The sequence below is a fragment of the Bradyrhizobium sp. USDA 3256 genome, from assembly GCF_054058275.1.
Genome location: NZ_JBSSAE010000002.1, coordinates 5,862,201 through 5,882,886, shown reverse-complemented (window position 1 = coordinate 5,882,886; position 20,686 = coordinate 5,862,201). Strand labels below are relative to the sequence as shown.

The 20,686-nt window shown below is 61.9% G+C and carries 25 protein-coding genes, 1 tRNA gene and 2 pseudogenes; 12 read left to right on the top strand and 16 right to left on the bottom strand.

The genetic code is table 11. The annotated features are described in order from the left end of the window. Nucleotides 1-16 precede the first annotated feature (16 nt). From ACVWY5_RS29735 to ACVWY5_RS29725, 3 genes are all read right to left on the bottom strand, one after another. A complete protein-coding gene (locus tag ACVWY5_RS29735; protein ID WP_028334826.1) occupies nt 17-361 on the bottom strand; it encodes an MmcQ/YjbR family DNA-binding protein in 345 nt (114 codons plus the stop codon). A 17-nt stretch (nt 362-378) separates the two neighbouring features. Beyond that, nucleotides 379-1,434, bottom strand: a complete 1,056-nt coding sequence (locus ACVWY5_RS29730) for an alpha/beta fold hydrolase (RefSeq protein WP_028334827.1) — start codon at nt 1,432-1,434, stop codon at nt 379-381. A 111-nt stretch (nt 1,435-1,545) separates the two neighbouring features. Beyond that, nucleotides 1,546-1,947, bottom strand: a complete 402-nt coding sequence (locus ACVWY5_RS29725; RefSeq protein ID WP_244978363.1) for a nuclear transport factor 2 family protein — start codon at nt 1,945-1,947, stop codon at nt 1,546-1,548. A 139-nt stretch (nt 1,948-2,086) separates the two neighbouring features. On the opposite strand from ACVWY5_RS29725, the gene ACVWY5_RS29720 reads away from it, so the two are divergent. Then, nucleotides 2,087-2,776 (top strand): ArsR/SmtB family transcription factor, encoded by a 690-nt coding sequence (locus tag ACVWY5_RS29720; RefSeq protein ID WP_152977900.1) that lies wholly within the window; start codon nt 2,087-2,089, stop codon nt 2,774-2,776. A gap of 15 nt (nt 2,777-2,791) precedes the next feature. On the opposite strand, the gene ACVWY5_RS29715 is transcribed toward ACVWY5_RS29720, so the two are convergent. Continuing rightward, a complete protein-coding gene (locus tag ACVWY5_RS29715) occupies nt 2,792-3,037 on the bottom strand; it encodes a DUF2188 domain-containing protein (RefSeq protein WP_016840968.1) in 246 nt (81 codons plus the stop codon). Between the two features lie 119 nt (nt 3,038-3,156). On the opposite strand from ACVWY5_RS29715, the gene ACVWY5_RS29710 reads away from it, so the two are divergent. Both ACVWY5_RS29710 and ACVWY5_RS29705 read left to right on the top strand, forming a co-directional pair. Continuing rightward, a complete protein-coding gene (locus ACVWY5_RS29710) occupies nt 3,157-3,423 on the top strand; it encodes a DUF2277 domain-containing protein (RefSeq protein WP_028334830.1) in 267 nt (88 codons plus the stop codon). A gap of 86 nt (nt 3,424-3,509) precedes the next feature. After that, nucleotides 3,510-3,734 carry a hypothetical protein gene (locus ACVWY5_RS29705; RefSeq protein ID WP_028334831.1) on the top strand — a complete coding sequence of 75 codons (225 nt, stop codon included), beginning with the start codon at nt 3,510-3,512 and terminating at the stop codon, nt 3,732-3,734. Between the two features lie 56 nt (nt 3,735-3,790). Here ACVWY5_RS29705 and ACVWY5_RS29700 read toward each other — a convergent pair whose 3' ends face one another. Continuing rightward, nucleotides 3,791-4,318, bottom strand: coding sequence for a collagen-like domain-containing protein (locus ACVWY5_RS29700; RefSeq protein WP_028334832.1), 528 nt, complete (start codon nt 4,316-4,318; stop codon nt 3,791-3,793). Nucleotides 4,319-4,448: 130 nt separating this feature from the next. Between ACVWY5_RS29700 and ACVWY5_RS29695 the strand changes: the two genes are divergently transcribed. Continuing rightward, a complete protein-coding gene (locus tag ACVWY5_RS29695) occupies nt 4,449-5,444 on the top strand; it encodes a hypothetical protein (protein ID WP_028334833.1) in 996 nt (331 codons plus the stop codon). Nucleotides 5,445-5,557: 113 nt separating this feature from the next. Here ACVWY5_RS29695 and ACVWY5_RS29690 read toward each other — a convergent pair whose 3' ends face one another. Both ACVWY5_RS29690 and ACVWY5_RS29685 read right to left on the bottom strand, forming a co-directional pair. Beyond that, nucleotides 5,558-5,818, bottom strand: a complete 261-nt coding sequence (locus ACVWY5_RS29690) for a helix-turn-helix domain-containing protein (RefSeq protein WP_016840962.1) — start codon at nt 5,816-5,818, stop codon at nt 5,558-5,560. Between the two features lie 169 nt (nt 5,819-5,987). After that, on the bottom strand, nt 5,988-6,755 hold the full coding sequence (locus ACVWY5_RS29685) for an SDR family NAD(P)-dependent oxidoreductase (RefSeq protein WP_028334834.1): 768 nt from the start codon (nt 6,753-6,755) through the stop codon (nt 5,988-5,990). 126 nt (nt 6,756-6,881) lie between these two features. On the opposite strand from ACVWY5_RS29685, the gene ACVWY5_RS29680 reads away from it, so the two are divergent. Then, nucleotides 6,882-7,355, top strand: coding sequence for a hypothetical protein (locus tag ACVWY5_RS29680; protein WP_028334835.1), 474 nt, complete (start codon nt 6,882-6,884; stop codon nt 7,353-7,355). A gap of 89 nt (nt 7,356-7,444) precedes the next feature. Here ACVWY5_RS29680 and ACVWY5_RS29675 read toward each other — a convergent pair whose 3' ends face one another. Further along, nucleotides 7,445-7,699 (bottom strand): hypothetical protein, encoded by a 255-nt coding sequence (locus tag ACVWY5_RS29675; RefSeq protein ID WP_028334836.1) that lies wholly within the window; start codon nt 7,697-7,699, stop codon nt 7,445-7,447. Nucleotides 7,700-7,972: 273 nt separating this feature from the next. Between ACVWY5_RS29675 and ACVWY5_RS29670 the strand changes: the two genes are divergently transcribed. After that, nucleotides 7,973-8,413 carry a hypothetical protein gene (locus ACVWY5_RS29670; protein ID WP_016840958.1) on the top strand — a complete coding sequence of 147 codons (441 nt, stop codon included), beginning with the start codon at nt 7,973-7,975 and terminating at the stop codon, nt 8,411-8,413. Between the two features lie 130 nt (nt 8,414-8,543). Here the strand turns inward: ACVWY5_RS29670 and ACVWY5_RS29665 are convergent, their stop codons facing one another. The 4 genes from ACVWY5_RS29665 to ACVWY5_RS29650 form a co-directional block, all read right to left on the bottom strand. Next, the gene (locus ACVWY5_RS29665) at nt 8,544-9,125 is read right to left on the bottom strand and encodes an NUDIX hydrolase (RefSeq protein WP_028334837.1); all 582 of its coding nucleotides are present in this window, start codon (nt 9,123-9,125) and stop codon (nt 8,544-8,546) included. A gap of 19 nt (nt 9,126-9,144) precedes the next feature. Beyond that, a complete protein-coding gene (locus ACVWY5_RS29660; RefSeq protein WP_038377586.1) occupies nt 9,145-9,594 on the bottom strand; it encodes a GNAT family acetyltransferase in 450 nt (149 codons plus the stop codon). A 14-nt stretch (nt 9,595-9,608) separates the two neighbouring features. Then, the gene (locus ACVWY5_RS29655) at nt 9,609-11,036 is read right to left on the bottom strand and encodes an FAD-binding oxidoreductase (protein ID WP_028334839.1); all 1,428 of its coding nucleotides are present in this window, start codon (nt 11,034-11,036) and stop codon (nt 9,609-9,611) included. Between the two features lie 134 nt (nt 11,037-11,170). Continuing rightward, nucleotides 11,171-12,145, bottom strand: coding sequence for an L-threonylcarbamoyladenylate synthase (locus ACVWY5_RS29650; protein WP_321176880.1), 975 nt, complete (start codon nt 12,143-12,145; stop codon nt 11,171-11,173). Between the two features lie 90 nt (nt 12,146-12,235). Here ACVWY5_RS29650 and ACVWY5_RS29645 point away from each other — a divergent pair. Further along, a tRNA-Pro gene (locus ACVWY5_RS29645) sits at nt 12,236-12,312 on the top strand. 186 nt (nt 12,313-12,498) lie between these two features. Here ACVWY5_RS29645 and ACVWY5_RS29640 read toward each other — a convergent pair. Next, a pseudogene (locus tag ACVWY5_RS29640) lies at nt 12,499-12,879 on the bottom strand (tyrosine-type recombinase/integrase); the annotation flags it as partial. Nucleotides 12,880-13,056: 177 nt separating this feature from the next. Between ACVWY5_RS29640 and ACVWY5_RS29635 the strand changes: the two are divergent. The 3 genes from ACVWY5_RS29635 to ACVWY5_RS29625 all read left to right on the top strand — a co-directional run bounded on the left by ACVWY5_RS29635 (nt 13,057) and on the right by ACVWY5_RS29625 (nt 15,044). Continuing rightward, on the top strand, nt 13,057-13,356 hold the full coding sequence (locus ACVWY5_RS29635) for a hypothetical protein (RefSeq protein WP_456671728.1): 300 nt from the start codon (nt 13,057-13,059) through the stop codon (nt 13,354-13,356). A 1,234-nt stretch (nt 13,357-14,590) separates the two neighbouring features. Next, nucleotides 14,591-14,842 (top strand): hypothetical protein, encoded by a 252-nt coding sequence (locus ACVWY5_RS29630; protein ID WP_028334844.1) that lies wholly within the window; start codon nt 14,591-14,593, stop codon nt 14,840-14,842. A 67-nt stretch (nt 14,843-14,909) separates the two neighbouring features. Continuing rightward, entirely contained in the window at nt 14,910-15,044 is a 135-nt protein-coding gene (locus ACVWY5_RS29625) for a hypothetical protein (protein WP_321176881.1), read from the top strand. A 69-nt stretch (nt 15,045-15,113) separates the two neighbouring features. Here the strand turns inward: ACVWY5_RS29625 and ACVWY5_RS29620 are convergent, their stop codons facing one another. The 3 genes and pseudogenes from ACVWY5_RS29620 to ACVWY5_RS29610 all read right to left on the bottom strand — a co-directional run. Next, nucleotides 15,114-16,325 carry a helix-turn-helix domain-containing protein gene (locus tag ACVWY5_RS29620; RefSeq protein ID WP_028334845.1) on the bottom strand — a complete coding sequence of 404 codons (1,212 nt, stop codon included), beginning with the start codon at nt 16,323-16,325 and terminating at the stop codon, nt 15,114-15,116. Then, nucleotides 16,326-17,015, bottom strand: coding sequence for a hypothetical protein (locus ACVWY5_RS29615; protein ID WP_028334846.1), 690 nt, complete (start codon nt 17,013-17,015; stop codon nt 16,326-16,328). Between the two features lie 803 nt (nt 17,016-17,818). Then, nucleotides 17,819-18,264, bottom strand: a pseudogene (locus ACVWY5_RS29610) (IS5/IS1182 family transposase); the annotation flags it as partial. 802 nt (nt 18,265-19,066) lie between these two features. Here ACVWY5_RS29610 and ACVWY5_RS29605 point away from each other — a divergent pair. Further along, the gene (locus ACVWY5_RS29605) at nt 19,067-19,462 is read left to right on the top strand and encodes a hypothetical protein (RefSeq protein WP_028334847.1); all 396 of its coding nucleotides are present in this window, start codon (nt 19,067-19,069) and stop codon (nt 19,460-19,462) included. A 26-nt stretch (nt 19,463-19,488) separates the two neighbouring features. Beyond that, nucleotides 19,489-20,670, top strand: coding sequence for a radical SAM protein (locus ACVWY5_RS29600; RefSeq protein ID WP_028334848.1), 1,182 nt, complete (start codon nt 19,489-19,491; stop codon nt 20,668-20,670). Nucleotides 20,671-20,686 lie beyond the last annotated feature (16 nt).

Here is a 20,686-nt window from a genome sequence, read left to right as displayed (position 1 = left end):
TGCGAGATGGTTGCGCTCAGATTGGCTGCTTCGCGCGCTTCTTCGCGGCCTTCACCGCGATATTGTCCCGCGCCATTTTGAGCACGCTGCGCAGCGTAACCTGATCCACTTTCGCGAGGCGGACATTGGTGCTGCCGCTCTTGCCCCAGCCGCCCGGCACCGGCCGGAAGATCTTCGGCTCGGCCTCGACCACCATCGCCTGCTGCTCGGGTGTCAGCTTCACCATGCCCCAATCCTGGTCGGGATAGCCGAGCGTCGCGAAGATGCGCTTGCCGACGCGGAAATCGGTTGTGCGGTGATGCGCGCCTTCAACGACCTCGGGCAGGTCGAGCGCGATGCGGCGGAAGCGATCAGCGGACATTGCCCTGACCTCGATCGCTACATCGTCGGCGCCGTTTGCAACAGTTCCTGCAATTGCCCGGCATAGAACTTCGCATCGCCGGTGGTGAGATGGCCGCGTGTCTCGCTGCTTGCCGGGATCAGGTCAATCTTGCCGTTCTTGATCCGCTTCACGGCAGCTTCGGTGACGCCGGTCTCCGGCGGGTTGCGTTCATCGTCGGCGGCATTGATGGCAAGCAGGGTTGCCTCGATCTTCTCCAGTCCGGCGGAGGGATCGTAGTCGTGCGAGGCCTCCCATTGATAGATGTAGTCGTTGGCATCCGCGGTGACCGGCAGCGCCAGCTGGTCGTCCACCATCTTGTCGGCCTGCGCTGCGGTGGGCGCCAGCGCCTGGTAATTGAGCGTGCCGCCGGCACTGGCGAAGCGATAGGCGGCGATGGCGTATTTCATCATCCGCGGTTGGCTGGTGTAGTTGCCGCCATTGTAGTCGGGATCGTTGCGGATCGTTTCCAGCATCGTCCGCCGCAGCATCCAGTTGCGTGCTGCCATCGCTGATGGCTGCGAGGCCATCGGCACCAGCACGTCCATCATCCGTGGATACCGCACGCCCCAGATCCAGGTGTGCATGCCGCCCATCGAGTTGCCGATCACGAGCCGCAGATGCTTGATGCCGAGCCCTTCGGTGACGAGCCTATACTGCGCGTCGACCATGTCGTTGTAGTCGTATTTCGGAAAGGTCGTCCGCATCGCGTCCGACGGCTTCGACGATTTGCCGTGCCCGATGCCGTCAGGGATGACGATGTAGTATTTCGCCGCGTCGAGCGGCTGGCCGGCGCCGAACAACTGGCCGGCAAAGGTCGGCGTCAGCATGCTGGCGGCCGAGCCGCCGGAGCCGTGCAGCACCAGCACCGGCTGTCCGGTCGGCGCGCCGACCGTGGTGTAGTGCAGCCGCAGTTCCGGCATCACCTCGCCGCTGTGAAACTTGAAGTCCTTTGCGATCCACTCGCGGTCCTGCGGCGTGGGGTAATCTGCAGCCATGGCCGGTACCGATATCGAGACGAGAGCGGCCACGAGCGCCGCGCACCAACGGATCATCATGCTTCTTCCCACGCGCGGCGCGTTTGTCCAGCCGCTTCGGTGCAAGCCTAGCATGGGGGAAGGAGATGTCCGAGAGTACGTCGGCACGACTGGCGAAGATGTGTTCGGCTAGCTCTCCTTGAGTACGTTCAGCGCATACCATCCCCAATAGACGCGATGACGCTGGATCAGGCCGTCATCGATCTCCATGACCTCGACCAGATCCATCTGATCGCCGTCCGGAGATTGCCGCGGATATTCCCAGGTAAGAACGCGGCCGTCGCTGAAGAAGCCCTGCTTGAAGCGCCGCCGTTGCGGCGGGTTGGTGCGGAACACGCGCGCGATGAACTCGCGCAGCGCGTCGCGGCCGCGGACGATCCCGTCTTTGGTCTGCATCAAATGCTGTACCAGCGGGCTCTCGATCGAGGCGTCGGGTGCGTAGAGCGCGAGCGCCGCCTCGAGGTCCTTGTTGCCGAGCGCTTCATCCCAGAGCCGGTAGATGCGTTCCGCGTCGTTGCTGTCAGCTGTCATGATTGTTCCCTTGCGTTTCGTCGACTGCCGCCCATTTGAGCGGAAGAGGCCGCCGTGACGTTTCAGGAAAATCTGAAATGAGCTGCGCGGCACGGCGCATGCGGGTAGGACATTTCGGCGCGATCCGGAGGACGACGCGGTGGGATCATCCCAAGCCTTGCAGACAGGATTTTCGCGGATCGCCGAGGCTTTGGGCGATCCGGTGCGCGAGGCGATGGTCAGTGCGCTGGCCGACGGCAAGGCGCTGCCGGCGGGCGAGCTTGCTGCGGTTGCCGGCATTTCGCCGCAAGGCGCCAGCGCGCATCTGCAGAAGCTGGTCGACGCCCGCGTGCTGTCGGTTTGGGCACAGGGCAGGTTCAGATATTACCGGATCAGGGACGACGACGTCGCGGCGCTGATCGAGAACCTCGTCGATCTTGCGGCCAAGGCCACCGTCGGGCGGCGGCGTGCGATGCCGGCCGAGCAGCTCAGGCAATCGCGCACCTGCTACCACCACCTTGCGGGTCAGCTCGGCGTGCTGCTGTCGAATGCGTTGATCCGCCGCCGCCTCGTCGTGATCGATGGCCGCAATGGTCGCGTGACCGAGCAGGGGTTGGCCTGGTGCCGGGCCGAGGCGATCGATTTCGATCCGGCGCGGCAGCCGCATCTGCGGCTCTGCAATGACTGGACCGAGCGCGTGCCGCATCTCGCCGGTCCGTTTGCCAATGCCGTGCTGGCGCGGCTGGTCGAGATGCGCGGCGTTGCGCCGCATCGGATTCCGCGCGCATTGCGGATCACCGAGCGGGGGCGGGCGTTCTTCGACCGGCTTGGCGTCCAGGTTCCGTTCTGAAGGCGACGAGGTGAGCTAGCGGCCGTCCTCGACCTCGGTCTCCGGGCGGTCGTTGCCGGATGCGGTTTCGGTCAACCATTTGCCGTCCGACGTCTCGTACTGGATCGCCTCGGTGCGGCCGGGGACGCGCTGCTCGTTGGCGGCGCGTCGGGCAGCGGCGAGTGCCGCGGCGTGGGTAGGAAATGGTTCCGAGAACACCCCGTTGACGGTATAGGCCCAGCCGCCGTCGTGCTGGACGACCTTGTAGATCACGTGGCTCATCCGGAACCTCGCTCCACCGTGGACGATGACACTGCCAGAATAGACCACGATGTCGTATTTTGCAGCAGCCGATCGTCCTTGAGAGAGCCGCCCCGTTGCCGCGGGCGAGGGAGACCGACATGTGCCGCAATATCAAGACGCTGTTCAACTTCGAGCCGCCCGCCACCGAGGACGAGATTCACGCCTCGGCGCTGCAATTCGTGCGCAAACTGTCCGGCTTCAACAAGCCGTCGCAGTCCAATGAGGCCGCCTTCAACCTCGCCGTGACCGACGTCTCGAACGCTGCGCGCAGGCTCCTGATCTCGTTGCAGACCACGGCACCAGCGCGCGATCGCGAGGTGGAGGCGGAGAAGGCGAGGGAGCGTTCGCGCCTGCGGTTTGGCTGAGGGCGGGGGCGTACCGTGATGCAGATCACGGTACCGCTTCGCGCGTCCGGGCATCGGTGCCGTTCACCCGATCCCGGAGCGACGCCATGAAGCCTGCCCTGCTCACGTCCTGTTCGATTGCGTTCGCCGTGCTCTGGACCTGCGGCATGCTGTGGTCGAGCGGGACGATCGACCTTGCCAACGTCATCATCTTGTCGGCCTGCGGGGCGCTCGCGGGCGTTGCCTGGTATTACGCCATGCGCTGGGTCTTCCAGCTCATGCACCTCGCTCGCCCCTCCGATCCTCCGGCCAATCCGGGCGCGGAGCAGTAGGCATCGGGCGCGACACGGACAGAGCTGGCCGTGTCGCCGCGCCAGGACAGGAAGGATTACTTCTTGTCCTTCTTGCGGTGCTTCTTCTTTTTCTTGTGATCGTCGTCCTCGTCGTCATCTTCCGCGAAGTCGATGGCGTCGACGTCAAGCGCGATCGCCTCCGCTGCCGCGCGCTCGGCGGCATCGCGCTCGGCGAACTCGGCGGCTTCGCGCTCCTTGGTGCGCTTGTAGTCTTCCCAGGCGTCGAAGATCATGTGCAGCCACGGCATCACCTGCTCGATCGACGGCAATTGTCCGGGCGGGCCGGCTTCACCGCGCGGGCCGGACGGTCCCTGCGGTCCCTGTGGGCCAGCTTCGCCGCGCGGACCCTGCACGCCCGCCTTGCCTTGTGCTCCCGGCTTGCCCTGGGGGCCTGCCTTTCCAACCAGTCCGGGCTTGCCCTGCGGACCCGGCTTGCCGCGCGCACCTTCCGGCCCCGGCCGCCCCGGATGCCCTTGCGGACCGGGCCGGCCCGGCTCGCCCTGACGACCCTGCGGTCCCTGCGCCCCTCGTGACCCATGGCGGGAGATTGTCTCGTCAGCCACTGATATGCTCCGTCGCGATTTCAAGCCGCTTGTAACAGAGGTTGGATGACGGCTTCAATTCTGCCCGGCGCGGCCGATGCAAGCGATCAACAGTCATAATTCGATGCGAAGATTGTGACGGGAGGACGCGTTGCGGATTCTGAACGACAGGCGCGGGGCAGTTGCAGGTGACGCAACAGGGGCGCTGACGTTCGACATCGTGGTGACGCGGCACGATCTGCGCGATGAAGCGGCGTTTCGCAACACCGGCGTCCTCGATCTGTATGCCGAGCTGTTTCCTCCGAACGAGCGCGACGCCCCCGACGACATTGTGCGCTGGGTGCTGTCAGATGATGTCGGCGAACGACGAGAATTCAGCGTCGGCGGTCGGAAGCTGTCATATTGCCTCGACTCGCGCTGCTTCATCCTGCGCGCGGAAGGGCGCGCGATCGGCCTCGGCTTCTTCACCTACGATCACGCAAGCGAGCTGATCTACTGCAACTATGTCGGCGTCGCGAAGACGTGGCGCGGCGGCGGCCTGGCGGGTCGGTTCTATCGCGAGATGATCGAGATGCTCGACGCCCTGTTTCCACGCAATATCGGTGTGGTGCTAGAGGTCGAGCCGTATGATCGCGATCGCCTGGCGGCGGTCATCGGTGATCTCGAACGGACGGGCGTGAGGCAGCTCGCAGCGGATCAACAGACCGAGATTCGCAGATTGCTGCGCGTCAGCTGGTACGACAAGCTCGGCTATTGCTTCTTCTGCGACGCGCGCGGCATGCAGCCGCTTGAGTGTCGCTCGCCATGCCTCGATCCATCGCTATTGCCATCCGCTTGGGGCAGCGCGGAGGAAAATTATTGGTTGGCCTGGCAGTCGCGGACCGGCGCGCCCTCGGCGGAGGGCGAGCGCGCAGGTGAGCTCTGGCAAAGAGCCGTCGCTGCGATCTATGTCGAGATCCTCGCAAAATCGCTGGTCGACGACGATCCGAAGGGGCGGCGCGACTATTGGGACTATGCGACGGCGCTGGTCGCACAGACGCTGCAACGGGCCGCGACGACCGAGGTGCGTCTCGCTCGCTGCCTCGATGCCGACGGCAGCGAGCTGTTGTCGCGCTGGCGGCGGCTTGCGATCGACCTGCCGATCTAGCGTCGACGTGCCGCTCATGCGTGATGCGATCCGGTTGAATCGTCATCACGCTTCGCTCGTTGTCCAAGCATGATCGTCCCGGAAAGCCGCTTCGCGCGTTTCCGGATCTTGCTCTAGGCTGCGGCGTGCTCGCTCAGCGGCACGTCGATGCCGTCGGCCGAATATTCGCGGATCTTGTTCCGCAATGTCCGAACCGACAGCCCGAGCACGCGCGCGGCGCGGGTGCGGTTGCCGTCGCAGCGCGCAAGCGTTTGCAGCACGAGCTCGCGCTCGACTTCATCGACGGTCGCGCCGATCAGCAGTGGGACGATTTCATTTGGAGCCAGCGACGGCAGCAGAGCTTCCGGCGACGGTACGGTGGACGCGTAAGACATGAACTCCTCCCGATCAACGCCCGCTTCGTCGGTGAAGCGAAGACATCGAGAACCAACTACCCCGTAGATCCACGGTGTGCCGGTTTGGTTAACAAGCCCTTAACGTGTCCCTAACTCCCTGCTCTGTAAGCAAAATACCCAGAAATCGCCACGATTGCGGTTCCATCCGTCACAATGTCCGGTAGCCGCCATCGACCATCACGATCGATCCCGAGACATAGGCCGACAGGTCCGAGGCGAGGAAGATGGCGGGGCCGACGATGTCCTCCGGCTTGCCGGCGCGGCCGAGCGGGGTGTGGTCCATGAAGACCTTGACGAGGTCGGGATTGGTGGCGCGCACCTTCTCGTTCAACGGCGTTTCGATGAAGCCCGGCCCGATTGCATTGACGCGCACGCCATCCTTGCCGAGTTCGGCGGCCAACGCCTTGGTGAAGCCGAGCACGCCGTGCTTGGAGGCGGTATAGGCCGGCGAACTCGGCGTGCGCAGATGCACGAAGGACTGGATCGAGCCGATGTTGACGATGCGTCCCTTGTTCTTGCGCAGCGGCGCGAGGAACGAATGCGTCACGTTGAACACGCCGGTGAGATTGATCGAGATGATGTCTTCCCAATCCTTGATCACGGCCTCGTCGGTGCCGAGCATGCCGTTGCGGCGCGCGATGCCAGCATTGTTGACCAGGATCGAGACCGGCCCGACCTTGTCGGCCACCTGCTTTGCCATCGCGACGCAGGCATCGCGATCGGTCACGTCGAGTGCAAAGCTCTCCGCCTTGCCGCCGGCACTGCGAATCTCCTTGGCCGCTTCCGCCGCCGCATCGCCGTTCATGTCGAGCAGCACCACGCGCGCGCCCTCGCAGCCGTAGCCCAGTGCGATGGCACGCCCGATACCCGAGCCTGCACCGGTGATGACGGCGATGTGATTGTCGAGAAGGGCCATGGCGTTTCCTCGTTATGATTGTAAGCGTTGTCGACAACACTATTCAAAACTGCGCCAACCGAAACGCCAAGCCGTGTTTGCGCGTTGCTGTTATCCGGATTCGGATGACAGTTACGGACCGCGGACATGGACCCGCACATCAGACACTGGAAAGTTGCGATCGAGCGCTTTTGCGCGGCGCCGGATCCCGACTATCGCGAGATGGCAAAAATGGTCGCCGAGATCGCCGCGACCGACATCGACGAGACACTGCGGCATGCGGCCGCACAGGTGCTGCCGATCCTGCGTCAGGCGGCGCTGAAATCGGCCGACCGCCGCACCAAATCGATGGCACAGCGCCGTCTCGGCATCGTCAGCGACGCACTGCACATGCTGTCGGCGCCGCGGTTCGGCCGGCGCGGCCTGACGCCGAAGGTGCTGACGCAGGAGGAGCAGTACCGGCAATTGCTCGGCCTGCCGTTGGGCCGCCGCCTCGCTGCGACCGAAGTCCAGCAGGCTTTCAAGCGCGCCGCCAAGACGGTGCATCCCGACGGCGGCGGCAACGGCGCGGCATTCCTCGAACTCGCTGCCGCGCGCGACGCCCTGATCAAGCATCACTGACGCTGGATCGCGTCATACCTGACAGCAAAAGGACGGGCGCCGCGCTGTTGCCGCGGGCCCGCCGTTGCGCGTGATCGAATGGCGATCGCTCAGAACGCGCAGGTACCGTTGTTCAGGAGGCCGGTCTTGTAGCTGAACGCGGCGTCGAAGGTCGGCAGCTGCTCGCTGACGATGGAGAAGTTCGCCGGCCACGGCGTGGTCGGGATGCTCTGGTCCCAGATCTGGCAGAAGCCGGTGTCCTGCCAGCGGATCAGATGATAGGGCGTGGCGCTGGCCGGGCTTGCCGTGGCAAGCACGGACACGGTGGCGGCAATGGCGGCACAGGCAATCGCAAGACGACGCATGGGAAATCTCCGGTTTGAAAAATGAATGCTCCGCGGGCAAATCCTGGAGCTCAGGGGCCGATCGCCCCGGACATGCAGTGAGTATTGCAACCCGGGGAACAGGTTCAACACCGGTCGTGCGAAAGCACCCGTCAACAAATCGGCCATCGCTGTGCCAAATTGCGCCTGTTTACGCGCTTGCTACAGTCGGAGCATCGCGATTCGCAGCCGTGTCACCACGCGAGCAAATCGACGAGAGCAAATCGACGTGAGTAAATCTCGGGGAGACCGCACATGAAACCTTCATCCACCCTGCGTGCTGCGCTTGTCGCGCTGCTGGCGTTCACCGGCCTTGCGTTCTCTTCCGCCGCCCGTGCCGACAGCGGCTTCGTGACGCTCACGATCTACAAGGCCGGATGGATCATCGGCGGCTCCGGCGGCGGCGGCGTGTTGACCTTCCGCGGCCGTTCCTACCGGCTCTCCACCGGCGGCCTCGACTACGGCCTGGTGTTCGGCGGCTCCAAGACCGTGCTGCGCGGCCGGGTCAGCAATATCAACCGTCCGTCCGATGTTGCCGGCGTCTACGGTGCGGCCGGCGCGGGGCTGGCCGTCGGACGCGGCGCGCGCGCGATCGTGCTGACCAATCAGAAGGGCGCGGTGCTTGAACTGACCGGCCACCAGGTCGGTCTGATGGCCAATGCCGATCTGAGCGGCCTTGCGATCACGATGCGCTAGAATTGACGGTGTGGAGCGGCACCAGCGACTGCTGATCGCCGAGCCGGATTCAGTCCGCAACGCGGCCGGCTAGTCTAGAGCGTTGGGTGAGCGTGATGTCATCCCGGCACAGGCCAGGACGAGGCGGCGTTCACCTGAACAAATGCAGCGCGGCGTATTGCAGCAGCATGATGGTCTTGGCGTCCACGATGCGGCCGTCGCTGATCATGGCGAGCGCGTCGTCGATCGAGAGCTCGATCACCTCGATGTCCTCGCCCTCGTCGGCGAGCCCGCCGCCGTCACCGATGCGCATGGCGGCGTCGTATTCGGCGACGAAGCAGTGCAGCTTCTCGGTCACCGCGCCCGGAGACGTGAAAGCCTCGAACACCTTGCGCACATGCGCGAGCCGGTAGCCGATCTCTTCCTCCGCTTCGGCGCGGATGCGCGCTTCCGGCTCGGCATCGTCGAGCATGCCGGCGGCAGCCTCGATCAGGAGATCGTCATAGCCGTTGGCGAAAGCGGGGTAGCGGAACTGGCGCACCAGCACGACGCTGCGGGTCGTCAGATTGTAGGGCAGCAGCGCCGCGCCGTTGCCGCGGTCGTAGACCTCGCGCACCTGGGTCTGCCATTCGCCGTTGGCGCGCCGGTAGTCGAACGTCGCGCTCTTCAGCTCGTAGCGGCGCTTCGAAAGCAGCTCGACGTGCTTGACGCGAACGCGGTCGGCGATGCTCATGCGTCGGTCCTCAACCCTCTCACGGCGTCGCTTCGCGCCCGTCGAGCCATTTGGCCAGCATCACCGAGGTCGACTCGTCATAGCCGAGCGATTGGTAGAACGCGCCGGCCTTGGCGTTCTCCCGTCGCACCAGCAATTGCAGCTTCGGCACGCCGGCGGCCCGCAGCCAGTCCTCGGCCGCCGCCATGATGGTGCGGCCAAGTCCCATGCCCTGGCGGTTGGGATCGACTGCGACGTAATAGACCCAGCCGCGATGACCGTCGTGGCCGACCATCGCGGTCGCCACGATCGTATTGTCGTCGCGGCCGACCAGCACGGCTGAATTCGGTCCGCGCCGCGCCAGCGCGATGTCGGCAGCGGGAGCGTTCCATGGCCGCGTCAGGCCGCAGGCCTGCCACAGCGCGACGACATCGGCGATGTCGGCGTCGGTGATCGGTGCAATGGCGAGGGAGGCAGAGGAGGAGGGCATCGTCGCCTGCGCGGTCACAGCACCTTGCCCGGGTTCATGATGCCGAGCGGATCGAGCATCACCTTGACCTGCCGCATCAGCTCGATCGCGACCTTGTCCTTGACGTCGGGCAATTCGTCGCGCTTGAGCACGCCGATGCCGTGCTCGGCCGAGATGGAGCCGCCCATCCGCAGCACGATCTCGAACACGACGGCATTCACGTCGTGCCAGCGCGCCAGGAAGTCGGCCGCATTGGCGCCGACCGGCTGGCTGACATTGTAGTGGATGTTGCCGTCGCCGAGATGGCCGAACGGCACCGGCCGCGAACCCGGGATCAGCTTCACCACGGCCGCATTGGCTTCCTCGATGAAGGCGGGCACGGCGGCGACCGGCACCGAGATGTCGTGCTTGATCGAGCCGCCTTCCGGCTTCTGCGCCGCCGACATCTCGTCGCGCAGTTTCCAGAACGCCTGGCGCTGGCTCAGATTGGCGGCGATGACGGCGTCATCGACGATGGCGTCCTCCATGCCCTGGGCAAGGATCGCCTCCAGCGTGTCGCGTGCATCGTCGCGCGACGACGACAATTCCATCAGCACGTACCAGGGGTGCTTGCTCTCAAGCGGATCGCGGATATCGATGCCGTGGCGGATCGAGAAGTCGACCGCGACGTCGGCGAGCAGCTCGAAGCTCGTCAACGCACCGGCCGCTTGATCGCGCGAGATCGACAGCAGCTTGAGTGCGGCCGCCGGCGAAGCCAAGCCGACATAGGCGGTCTCGACCGCGCGCGGCCGCGGAAACAGCTTGAGCGTTGCTGCGGTGATGATGCCGAGCGTGCCTTCGGCGCCGATGAAGAGATTGCGCAAATCGTAGCCGGTGTTGTCCTTTTTCAGCTTCGACAGCGCGTTCAGCACGCGGCCGTCAGCCAGCACGACTTCGACCCCGAGCGCCATTTCGCGCGCCACGCCATAGGCAAGCGCTCCGGTGCCGCCGGCGTTCGTCGAGAGGTTGCCGCCGATCGTGCAGCTGCCTTCTGCGCCGAGCGACAACGGAAACAGCCGGTCGACGTCGGCTGCCTTCTGCTGCGCGATCTGCAGCACCACGCCGGCCTCGCAGGTCATGGTGTTGGATTCGACGTCGATGTCGCGGATCTTGTCGAGACGCCGGAGCGAGACCACGACCTCGCCATTGTGCGGCGTCTGGCCGCCGACCAGGCCGGTATTGCCGCCCTGCGGCACCAGCGCGATCCTGTGCTCGGTTGCAAGCTTGCAGATCGCAGCGACTTCGGCGGTCGAGCCCGGGCGCAGCACCAGTGGCGAGCGGCCGTGGAACAGATCGCGTTCCTCGGTAACGTAAGGCTTGATGTCGGCGGCGTCGGTCACCGCATATTTCGCGCCGACGATGGCGCGGAATTTTTCAAGCAATTCGGGCGGAAGCGGCGGCACCGCTGATTGGACGATGTTCATTTTTTCTTGGTCTTTCACTCAGTCGGGGATCTTTGCCTAAGCATGCCCTTCGCGCAAACGCTTCGCGTTTGTCGCGAGGGAAAACCGGTTCCCGCTTGGCGCCAACGCGGCCGTTCCGGTCCGGGTCATGCTTGTTACCGCCCAACGGCTGCGCGGCGCAGCCGGTCATTGATGGCTTCGCCCAATCCCTCCTCGGGAATGGGCATCACCGCGATCGCATCCGCGTTTCTCTTGTCGAGGGTGCGAAGGTAGCCGAATAGATTGGCGGCGGCCTCGGCAAGATCGCCGCGCTCGGACAGGTTCATCTCCACCGAGGCGCATTCGCGCCGCGCGACCTTGGCCGGCCCGAACGACAGCAGGGCTTCGCCGACATGGACGTCGCTGGCATTGAGCCGGACCGGTGTCCGCGGCGCGTAGTGCGAGGCGAGCATGCCGGGGGCAACCGGCTGGGCCTCGCTTTCCGGGTCTTGCGGCGGCGACTGCAAGGGGTGGCCGAGCACGCGCTCGATCTCGGCGCGCGTCAGCCCGCCCGGCCGCAGCAGCACCGGATCGGAGAAGCAGCCGACGATGGTGGATTCGACGCCGACCTCGACCGGCCCACCGTCGACGATCAGATCGATGCGGCCCGCGAGATCGCCGTTCACATGCTCGGCAGTGGTCGGCGAGACGTGGCCGGAGAGATTGGCCGACGGCGCTACCACGGCACCGCCGAAAGCCTTGATGATGTCGCGCGCCACCTTGTGGGCCGGGATGCGTATGGCGACGGTATCGAGCCCGGCGGTCGCGAGTTCCGCAACCGGGCAGGACAGCGCCTTCGGCAGCACCAGGGTCAGGGGACCCGGCCAGAACGCGTCCGCCAATCGCAGGGCCTGCCCATTGAACAGGGCAATCCGGCGGGCGGCGCCGAGATCGGCGACATGGGCAATCAGCGGATTGAAGGCCGGCCGGCCCTTGGCCTCGTAAAGCCGGGCGATCGCGGCGGCGTTGCCGGCATCGGCGCCGAGGCCGTAAACCGTCTCGGTCGGAAACGCCACCAGGCCGCCCTCGGCCAGGACCCCGGCGGCGGTCGCCGTGGCGGCGGCGCCGGCGGACAAAACGTGCGTTTTCAAACCTGTATCCACTGTGACTAGATTCCTCAATTGGGTGCCTTGTGGTCCCTTGCGGTCCCCGAAGCCCGACGCTATAAGCCGGCCCTCAGTCGGAGTGTGGCTCAGCCCGGTAGAGCACTGCGTTCGGGACGCAGGGGTCGCAGGTTCGAATCCTGCCACTCCGACCAGATTTCCTTAGGTTTTTTGTTCTCATCGGTGGCCGTTCCCGAGTCAACCACCGATTTGACCACCGAAACATACCGCGTTTTTTGGCCAATGGCTGCCGCCGCCCCGTGCAAATGATCGGGATGGTGATGGCCATACGTTTCCTGCAGGACCTCCGGCGACATGCCGAGGAACCCGGCCGCCTCCCAGATCGGCACGCCGCGCTGCATCAACCAGGTCGCCGCCGTGTGGCGCAACGTGTGCGGAGTGACTTTCCCGGGCAGCCTGGCCAGATTCACGGCAGATTTGAAGCCCTTCTTCACGGAAGCGACCGGCTTGCCATTGAACTCGACGAAGCAGGTGCTCATCAGCAGGCGGTCTTTCCAACGACGCATATGAGCCAGTAGCCGGGGTGGAAGCGGGGCTGGCGTCTGACGCTTCTTGGTTGCTCGCTTGCCGATCGGCCTCCGGTAAAAGATACCACGCTCGAGATCGACGTACGAGTGCCCAAGTTCGGGATACGGTGATGCCGCCGCGATCGCACCCGCCCTCGTTCCGGTGTAGAGGCCGATCAGGATAAATCTGGCCACGTGTCGCAGTGGCCGGCGGTCAGTCCGTACCGGGTCGCCCTTTGAGCTGCCGGCGTGGATGGTCTGCTTTTCGCGATAGCGCCAACACTGCCAAATCAGTCCTGCCGCCTCGCTGCGTGTCAGCCATCGATCGCGTGCCTCACCTTTAGCCGGGAGGGATACGCGAACCGTGCCGCGGTGAAAGCCCTCTTTTGCATGATGGTTGATCGCGGCGCGGAAAGTCTCGAGGTCCCGACGCGCGCCGCCCTTGCTGCCACGATGTTTGACGTAACGGGCACAGGTTTGCGCGTTAACTGCCGACAGCTTCTTGCCACCCCAGAAATCGTTGAGCCGCTCAATCCTCGCTTCAATTTCAAACTGGTCGCCCGGCTCACCGACGTCGGTCAAATAGATCGACAGCACGTCCGCGCAATCGATGTCGTCGATGTCCCGCCGCTTGCGCTCGGGCTGGTACTTTTGCGCGATATAATCCGCTAGCGCTTGCTCTGCTTCTCGAGGCGGCTTTGTTTCAGACGGGCTCGCAAGGCAGCCTGTGGCGCTATGGCGCTCGCCGTCTTTAATGATCCAGACGGCTCGGGCGACGAGCTTTCCGCCGCGATATCGTGCCTTTCGCTTATAGAGACGGGCTCCCTTACTTTGACGCGGCACAGCTCCCTCATCTTCTCGATGTTTTCGAGCGTAGTATAATCTCTGCCAGCAATTCTTTCTATTTCGAGTCGGCCGCGGCGTGCTTCTCGTCGCAGGCCAGAAGCAGTCATCGATCCGTCTGGAAAAGCCAACGATGCGGCAGCAGACAGGCGGATAGGCATATCACGCGAAACCAGACCTGGGGAGAGATGCGCTCTGGCCATGCTAAGGCTAAGTCACCTAGATCCAAGTGTCGTGCATTTGTCGATGGTCCAAGTTCACGCGAGCCTTCCGATGGTCTGAGGCGAGCCAATTTTTCTGGTGATGTTACGACCTCAACATTCGAGCGGTCGAAGCTTTGCGCGGCCATGGCAAAGCTAACTAACCTTGGGGGAGTATACGGACCTTTGTAAGAATCGCTTCGTCATCGCTCCACTCAGCGAGTTCGAGCTCTCCCATACGCGATCAATGCGTCGCTTCGAGTGTCATAATATCGTCCATTCCGAGCTGCTATTAGTACAAGCGAAGGCTTCCACTGTGAAAGCGGAGCGTGCTCGCTCGTGGGACAATCGGCGGCTTCCGAGTGCAAATCGGAACACTGAGACGAGTTTTGAAATGGTCCAAATCGAGAATGCCCTCATCGCATATTACCTCGTAGCCCTTGGCCTGTGTGTGCATTGTCACATGCAAGCCTGATGCGGTCCTGACGTTCATGCCCGAGTCATGTCGACCGCGCGGGAGAGCGTCGCCAACCAATCGTGACAATATAGTCCGCGCGGCGGTGCTGTCAGACTAGAGATTAAGGGTTCCGGCCGTTGTCAGGCGACAAATCGTGCCTCGGTGAGGTACGCGGGCTCGTTTGGGTGGCGCTAATCTTCCAGATATGGCTTCGCTGGATCCGTTCAAACCGACTGATAAGCAGATGAAGTCTCGCTGACTGATAAGAAAATCGCTGAATCTTTATCAGTCTCGAACTGGCATGTTTTGAGAGAAAAGCATCGAGCGCGGCGGCGAGTGAGGGCGCGACGTAGATCGATGCCGGCGCGTCGTGCACAGCCTCGCAAGACTCGAACGGAGACAACTGATGAACACGTCGAGACTATTCTATCTTCGTGACACAGTGATCAAGGATGAGCTCCTGAGGATTTTCGAGAGCAAGTTCAAGATTTCCGAAGATCAGCTCACGGCAATTCGAAACGATGTTGAGCAGGCCTATGAGGCCGGCAACGCCGAGTGGGCAAACAAGACACTGCCTGACGTTCTAGGTAAGCGCGCGGCGAACGACTTCCTGACGAACGTCTCGGAAGAGCTGCGGTTGCGGCCGGCTGCCGGCTAATCGGCAGCTCAAAGGGCAGTTTAAGAACAGCCGACACCGTAAGGGGGAGACGATGTCGCGGCCGCGAATGAAATTTTATGCGCAAGATTGCAAAGATAAAGTCGGCTTAAGCCGCGCCGAGGCCGCCAAGGCGCTTCGCAGCAGATTTCCTGGTAGTTCGGATCTGGAAATCGACGCCGTCCTCAACGAAGTTTATCGCTAGCTACGATGACCGATGCAACCTCCAGGGCTGCACCGGTTGATTGGTCGAGTAGGGCGATAGATGCCGATGCTACGTAAGTTTCTTTCTATCCCAGAGGGAAACTATGTCGGCCGATTCGCCTTTCTCCTCAGCAGAAGGCGCCGATTTTAGTTTCGGGAACGCCTTTACGTCAGCCCTGCCTCCTGCGAGATACCCTGTTGGCAATGCGCTAAGCTGCTCGATCTCGCGCGTGGGCAAACACAAATCGTCTATGATTTGGTCTCTACTACGGACGTTCTCATCGACGAGAGCTTCAAACCCTCGTCGTAAAACGCGCGGCTCCTCGAATTTCAGCAGGTTGTCGAGAGGCTCTTCACCTCGCCAACCCCGACGATTGTAATTGATCCATAGCCTCTTTGTCTGATCTTGATTCAGCAGGCCTATCGTCTCGCAACGAACAATCATCATCGCGACTGAGACCTTCCAGCGTTCCTTGCGAGCTAGCATTCCATCTAGGGTCGGAGCCCAGAGCTCTTCTACAAAGGTCTTCGACGGCAGTAAGAAGGCGGCGGCGAAACGATGAGCTTGCTCCTCCAGGAGCTTCCAGTCCGACGTGTTCTTGAGCCGGCGACGGTCTACCTTCCTATGGAACAGGAGGTGAAAGAGTTCGTGCGCCGCGTCGAAGCGTGACCTTACTGCACTTGCCTTGTCCTTGCCCAACACCACGAACGGCGTGCCAAGGGCAGACCATTGTGAGAATGCGTCGAGGGAATCCGCCGCAACGTTGATACGAGCGGTGATGATACCGCTGTTCTCCATTTCGAGCAGCAGGTCGGGAATGGGCCCGTTGCCGAAATTCCACCACTCGCGACATTCTTGGGCGAGGTGCTCTATCTGTGAGAACGTGAGCGACCTAAAATCCTCCGGCACATGGAGCCGAGGCAAATCAAGCCGAGGAAAATCCAGAAACTGCTTCTGATATTCGGTGATCTCTTTCAGCCAACGCAACCTCGGATAGCACCTCTCACGTGCCATCTTAGTGGCGCTAGCGTTCGACCTCCAGAAAAGCGGGTTCTCGTCGTCTTCGGTCGGACGGTTGAGAAAAAATGATCTTGGGAATCCGAGCTTATCGCAAATGCGGTCCATGACGTCAGCACGTGGCGACTGGGGACCATTCTCATACTGAGTGATGGCGACTGGCGTTACATTGACCATTTCGGCCAACGCTACTTTGGTCAAGCCAAAAGCCTGGCGTGCTTCGGTGAGGCGCGCGCCAGCGAATCCTTGTGTCCCTATTGTCATCTAGTCCTCCGTATCGCCCTTTTTCCTCGCGGGGCGTTTAATGAGTGGTCGCGCGATGTCGCGCTGCGGAGTTTCCACTCCCACCTCGGCCTGTTCGAACCGAGCAATGATCTCCTGGACTGAGAAATTGAGTCCCCACGTTCTGTAGGTCTCATCTGGAACGGCAAAATTAAGGAACCCGAGCCGCTGATTTTCCAGATCAAAGTTCCTTCCCGCCGGGCCGTGAATAACAATTCCACTGACTAATGCGACCGAAAAAATCTTGGGATCAAGATCGCCAAAATCGAACTGAGGTGCACTCAAGAATGTGTTGACCGCCGAATGCGCTTCTCGGAATTTTGCCGGTCGGGCCAGTTCAATCGGCGTCTGAACGTAGGACTGGAGCATCGACACGCCGCCGCCGCGTACGAGCGTGTAATTCCAACCGTTGATGCTGATCTTTTGCCCCGTAGAAACGAGACCAGTTTCAGTCGCGGACCGCTGCAGTGCTGTCTCGGCTACATAGAACCTCAGATCGAGCAAATTAGCCGGTCGCTGGTCCTCCAGAATGCGTGGATCGTTCAAAACTGATTGGTAAGAATCCTCGTATGCCCATTCCATTGCGCTCTGAAGCCGCTTCCAAAAAGTCAGCTTTGTGTCCTTGAGCAAGGTGGACCAAAGCGCAGCCACAACATCGGCGTCGGTTAGCATGCGAATCTCTTAAATCGTGGATCGATTTAAGTATGATGCACATTCTGGTTAAAAAAGTAAAGTGTGGCGACTTGAGACGCCTGAGGGTTGGTGGTCACGGGCCCGCGGTCTGAACTTAAGCCGATGGAGATTATTATCCTCAGCGTGGTCGTTTTTTTGATCGGTTCTGGTTTGTAATCGGCCACCAAGAAGGGGATTTCTTCTGCTGCTCTAATTTGGATTGCCAACTTTTGGCCGAGATTGCCAACCGGGCTAGAAGTGTCGATGAAGCTAAGTGTTTGTTTTTGCGATGCTTATGGTGAATGCGGAGGGACTCGAACCCTCGACGCCATGATTAAAAGTCACGTGCTCAAGCAGTCAGGTTAATCTCGGAAGGGAATATCTGGAGAAGGCAACACACTAGCGGTGTCGTAGGAAAGGTCGCTGAAAAAAGCTCGACCGTAAGGCACGTTGCGGACGGAAATGCCCCTGCCTGGTAGTCCACATCCGCAACTACTTGAAACTGTAGCAAAGACGAACGCCCTCCGAGCGCACCATAAACCCGCAATACAGGGTCACCGAGACGAGCTCCACGTCGGACGATCAGGACTCATCGCGGCGGTTTGGAGCGTCGGCTAGAGAGCGGAGCGGGCTGACAAGGCCTTCATACAAAAGCTTATCAGTTGGGGCTGGATATGGACGAGATGGCGGCTCCGACCCAAACAGCAGACCGGAGCCGCAGTTGGCGGGAGGTCAGCAAAGGGCCTTGGTCGTGTAAAAACGGCCTTAGGGATGTCGGTCTTGGCAGCCAGGAAGCGGGGGGCTCAGAGCGCGGTCGCGGCGATCAGTGGCTTAATGCCGACAATGTTCATGACCGTATCAGGTTGTAGGCCACAATCGAGAGAGCCATCTCGGCGGCTACTTTCGGGAACGACCATCTCCCGGCGTTGACGCATGGGTTTTGGGTTTGCGTCAAGACGCTGCTGCACAGCCTCGAGCAGATGCTCGTGCTCCCATGGTGTAAGCCGCCGCTCCGGTCCGGCCGTGCATTGGGGCTTGAGCGAACAATTTGACAGGCTGCGGTCCAGTAGCGCCGCAGCATATTGCCGTCAACAATATGGCAGCCGCTCCCCAGCAGGACAGCGATAGGCGTCTTCCTCCGCCAAATACGCAAAGTCTTGCTTACCGACGCGCCCATCCGCCTTGGCGCGCCCGCCGTCAGTGGTTTTGGCAAAGTCACGGTGATGTGGGCCTCGTGGCAGGCGAGGATTAAGGCTACAAAAGAACACGCAGGATGCAGGCTACAAACAGCGTCTACGCCGACCATGCAACTGATCATGCGGTCGGTCCGGCTCGAAAGATTGTAAAAACGGATCTTCGGGGGAACGGTCCCCGACCTACCGCGAAAGATTGGGGCCTACCGATCGTTCGTCCCGACGCGGGCAGATTTTGGAGCAAACACCATCGGAACATAGGAGACAGCTGCCGGAAGGGGATTGATCTTCCTGTATTCATTCAAGCTGACTGTCTAATCCGCGGCTCTATCGGAAGACCACCTGCTCGAGTTTCGCTCCCATATTTGGAGTTCACCCATTCGACAGTCATGGAAAAGTAAGCTGGGATCTTACAACTCTCATTCTCCAGTTTGGGCGGCCATTTTGAAACGCCTTGAAAAACAATGAGGCGTATCTTACCCAAACAATTCCGTAAGGCGTTGAATTAGCTATCTTGTTTCAGTTCCCTAGGGAGCGCCATTTGAGCCCTCATCCGCAAACCCGGAACTGACCCGCTCGGCACGCAAAAGCGGCGATTTCGAGCACGTGCCTGCGGCTCTCGATTCAAATTGCGCGGTGCCGTGGGCCGCGATCACCGGCATGAGCGATTGCGCAGGTCTTTCGGAACGGGCTCGCGCGAGAGCGTGCCCTGGTCGTTCACCCCGTGCGAGCTGATCGGCGCAGACGCGATGCCTAGACTCCGCTGCAAATCCGCTGCTATACTTTCAGTTGCTCGACCGGCGTGAAGCACGCGCCGACATTTCGTTCGATTGTCATATCGCGAAAAGGAGCTCGACGATGGCGATTACGCTGACGGTCTTGGCGAGCCTGCTGCAACTGCACGGGCCGGGTGCGACAATCGAAAGCGATCATCAGGGTATCGACGCATTGCTGAGTGGTGTGCGCGAGCAGAGCCTTCAGGAACAGAGCGCTCAGGAACAGAGCTTTCAAGAACAGAGCTTTCAAGAACAGAGTCCTCAAGACGTAGAGAGCTTGCAGTTGGGGGTGGTTTCCGAACAGCCCCAGGCAACCCAGGTCTATTTCAGGCGCGGAGCCTTTGCCAGGGGGCCCTATGCGGGCGGCTTTCGCAGGGGCGGCGGCTACTATCCGGGCGCCGGCGCATTTCGCAGGGCCGGCGGATATTATCCCGGAGCAGGCGCGTTCCGACGAGGTGGCTTCGTCAGGGGCTACTAGGCCGATCGCAGCTTGCTGGTATCCGCATGTCGGTTGACGCTTCAAATTCCGTCGCGTTCCAGGAGCAGCCGATCACGCAGTTGCTGGTCAAGGTGGCGGCGAGGTGCAACATCGATTGCTCCTATTGCTACTGGTTTCGCGATGCGGCCGTCTATGACAAGCCCAAGCTGATGAGCGCGGAGGTGCTGCAGCAGCTGTTGCTGCGCCTCGAACAGCACGTCGCCAGATACTCCCTCGTCGACTTTCCCGTGATCCTGCACGGCGGTGAGCCGCTGCTTTGGGGCGTCGATAATTTTCACCGTTTTGCGGAGGGCTGCGAGGGCATTTCATCCCGGACCGGCTGTGAGATCCCCATCGCGGTGACGACAAACGGCGTCCTGATTGACGACGAATGGCTCGACTGCTTCGAGGCCCGCAATATTTCGGTGGCGATCAGTATCGATGGGCCGGCACATATTCACGACGCTCACCGCAAGACGTTTCAGGGTACCGGCACCCATGCCGCCGTGGAACGCGCCGCCCGCATGCTGGTATCGCGCGACATTGGCGTGATCGCCCTCGCAGTCTGCAACCCGGCCTACGCGCCGCAGGAGTATGCGGATTTTTTCGCGGCGTGCGGCATCGCCAACTACGACATCATGATTCCCGACGCGACGGTGGACGAGAAGCCGTCGTCCATTGCCCCGTTCTATAACGGCCTCTTCGACCTGTGGCTGGAAGCCAATCGCACGACGCCGACATCGAATGTCCGCATCATTTCCGACATGGTCGCGGCCCTGATCGGCAACAACGCGCCGACCGAAGGCGTGGGCCACAAGCCGGTCGAGCTTTGCACGGTCATGACCGACGGCACGGTGGAGGCCCACGACGTGTTGCGAATTGCGGGTGACGGTTTCACCAACACGAGGTTCAACATCTTCGATCACGCGATCGACGACGTCAGGAACGAGCCGCGCTGGAAAGCCGCACGCGATGCGTCGGTCAATCTTTGCGAGAAGTGCCGGCAGTGCAAGTTCATGAACGCCTGCGGCGGAGGCTATCTTCCGCACCGCTTCTCCACGAAGAACGGTTTCGACAATCCGTCGGTTTATTGCGACGATCTCTATTCGATGTTCGAGAATATGCAGTCCGTGCTGGAACGTCATCTCTACGTCCGCAAGCAGGACGGGGAACGGATTGGCGTGCGCAACGCAGCGGCGGGCGGTTAGGCAATTCGGATCAATC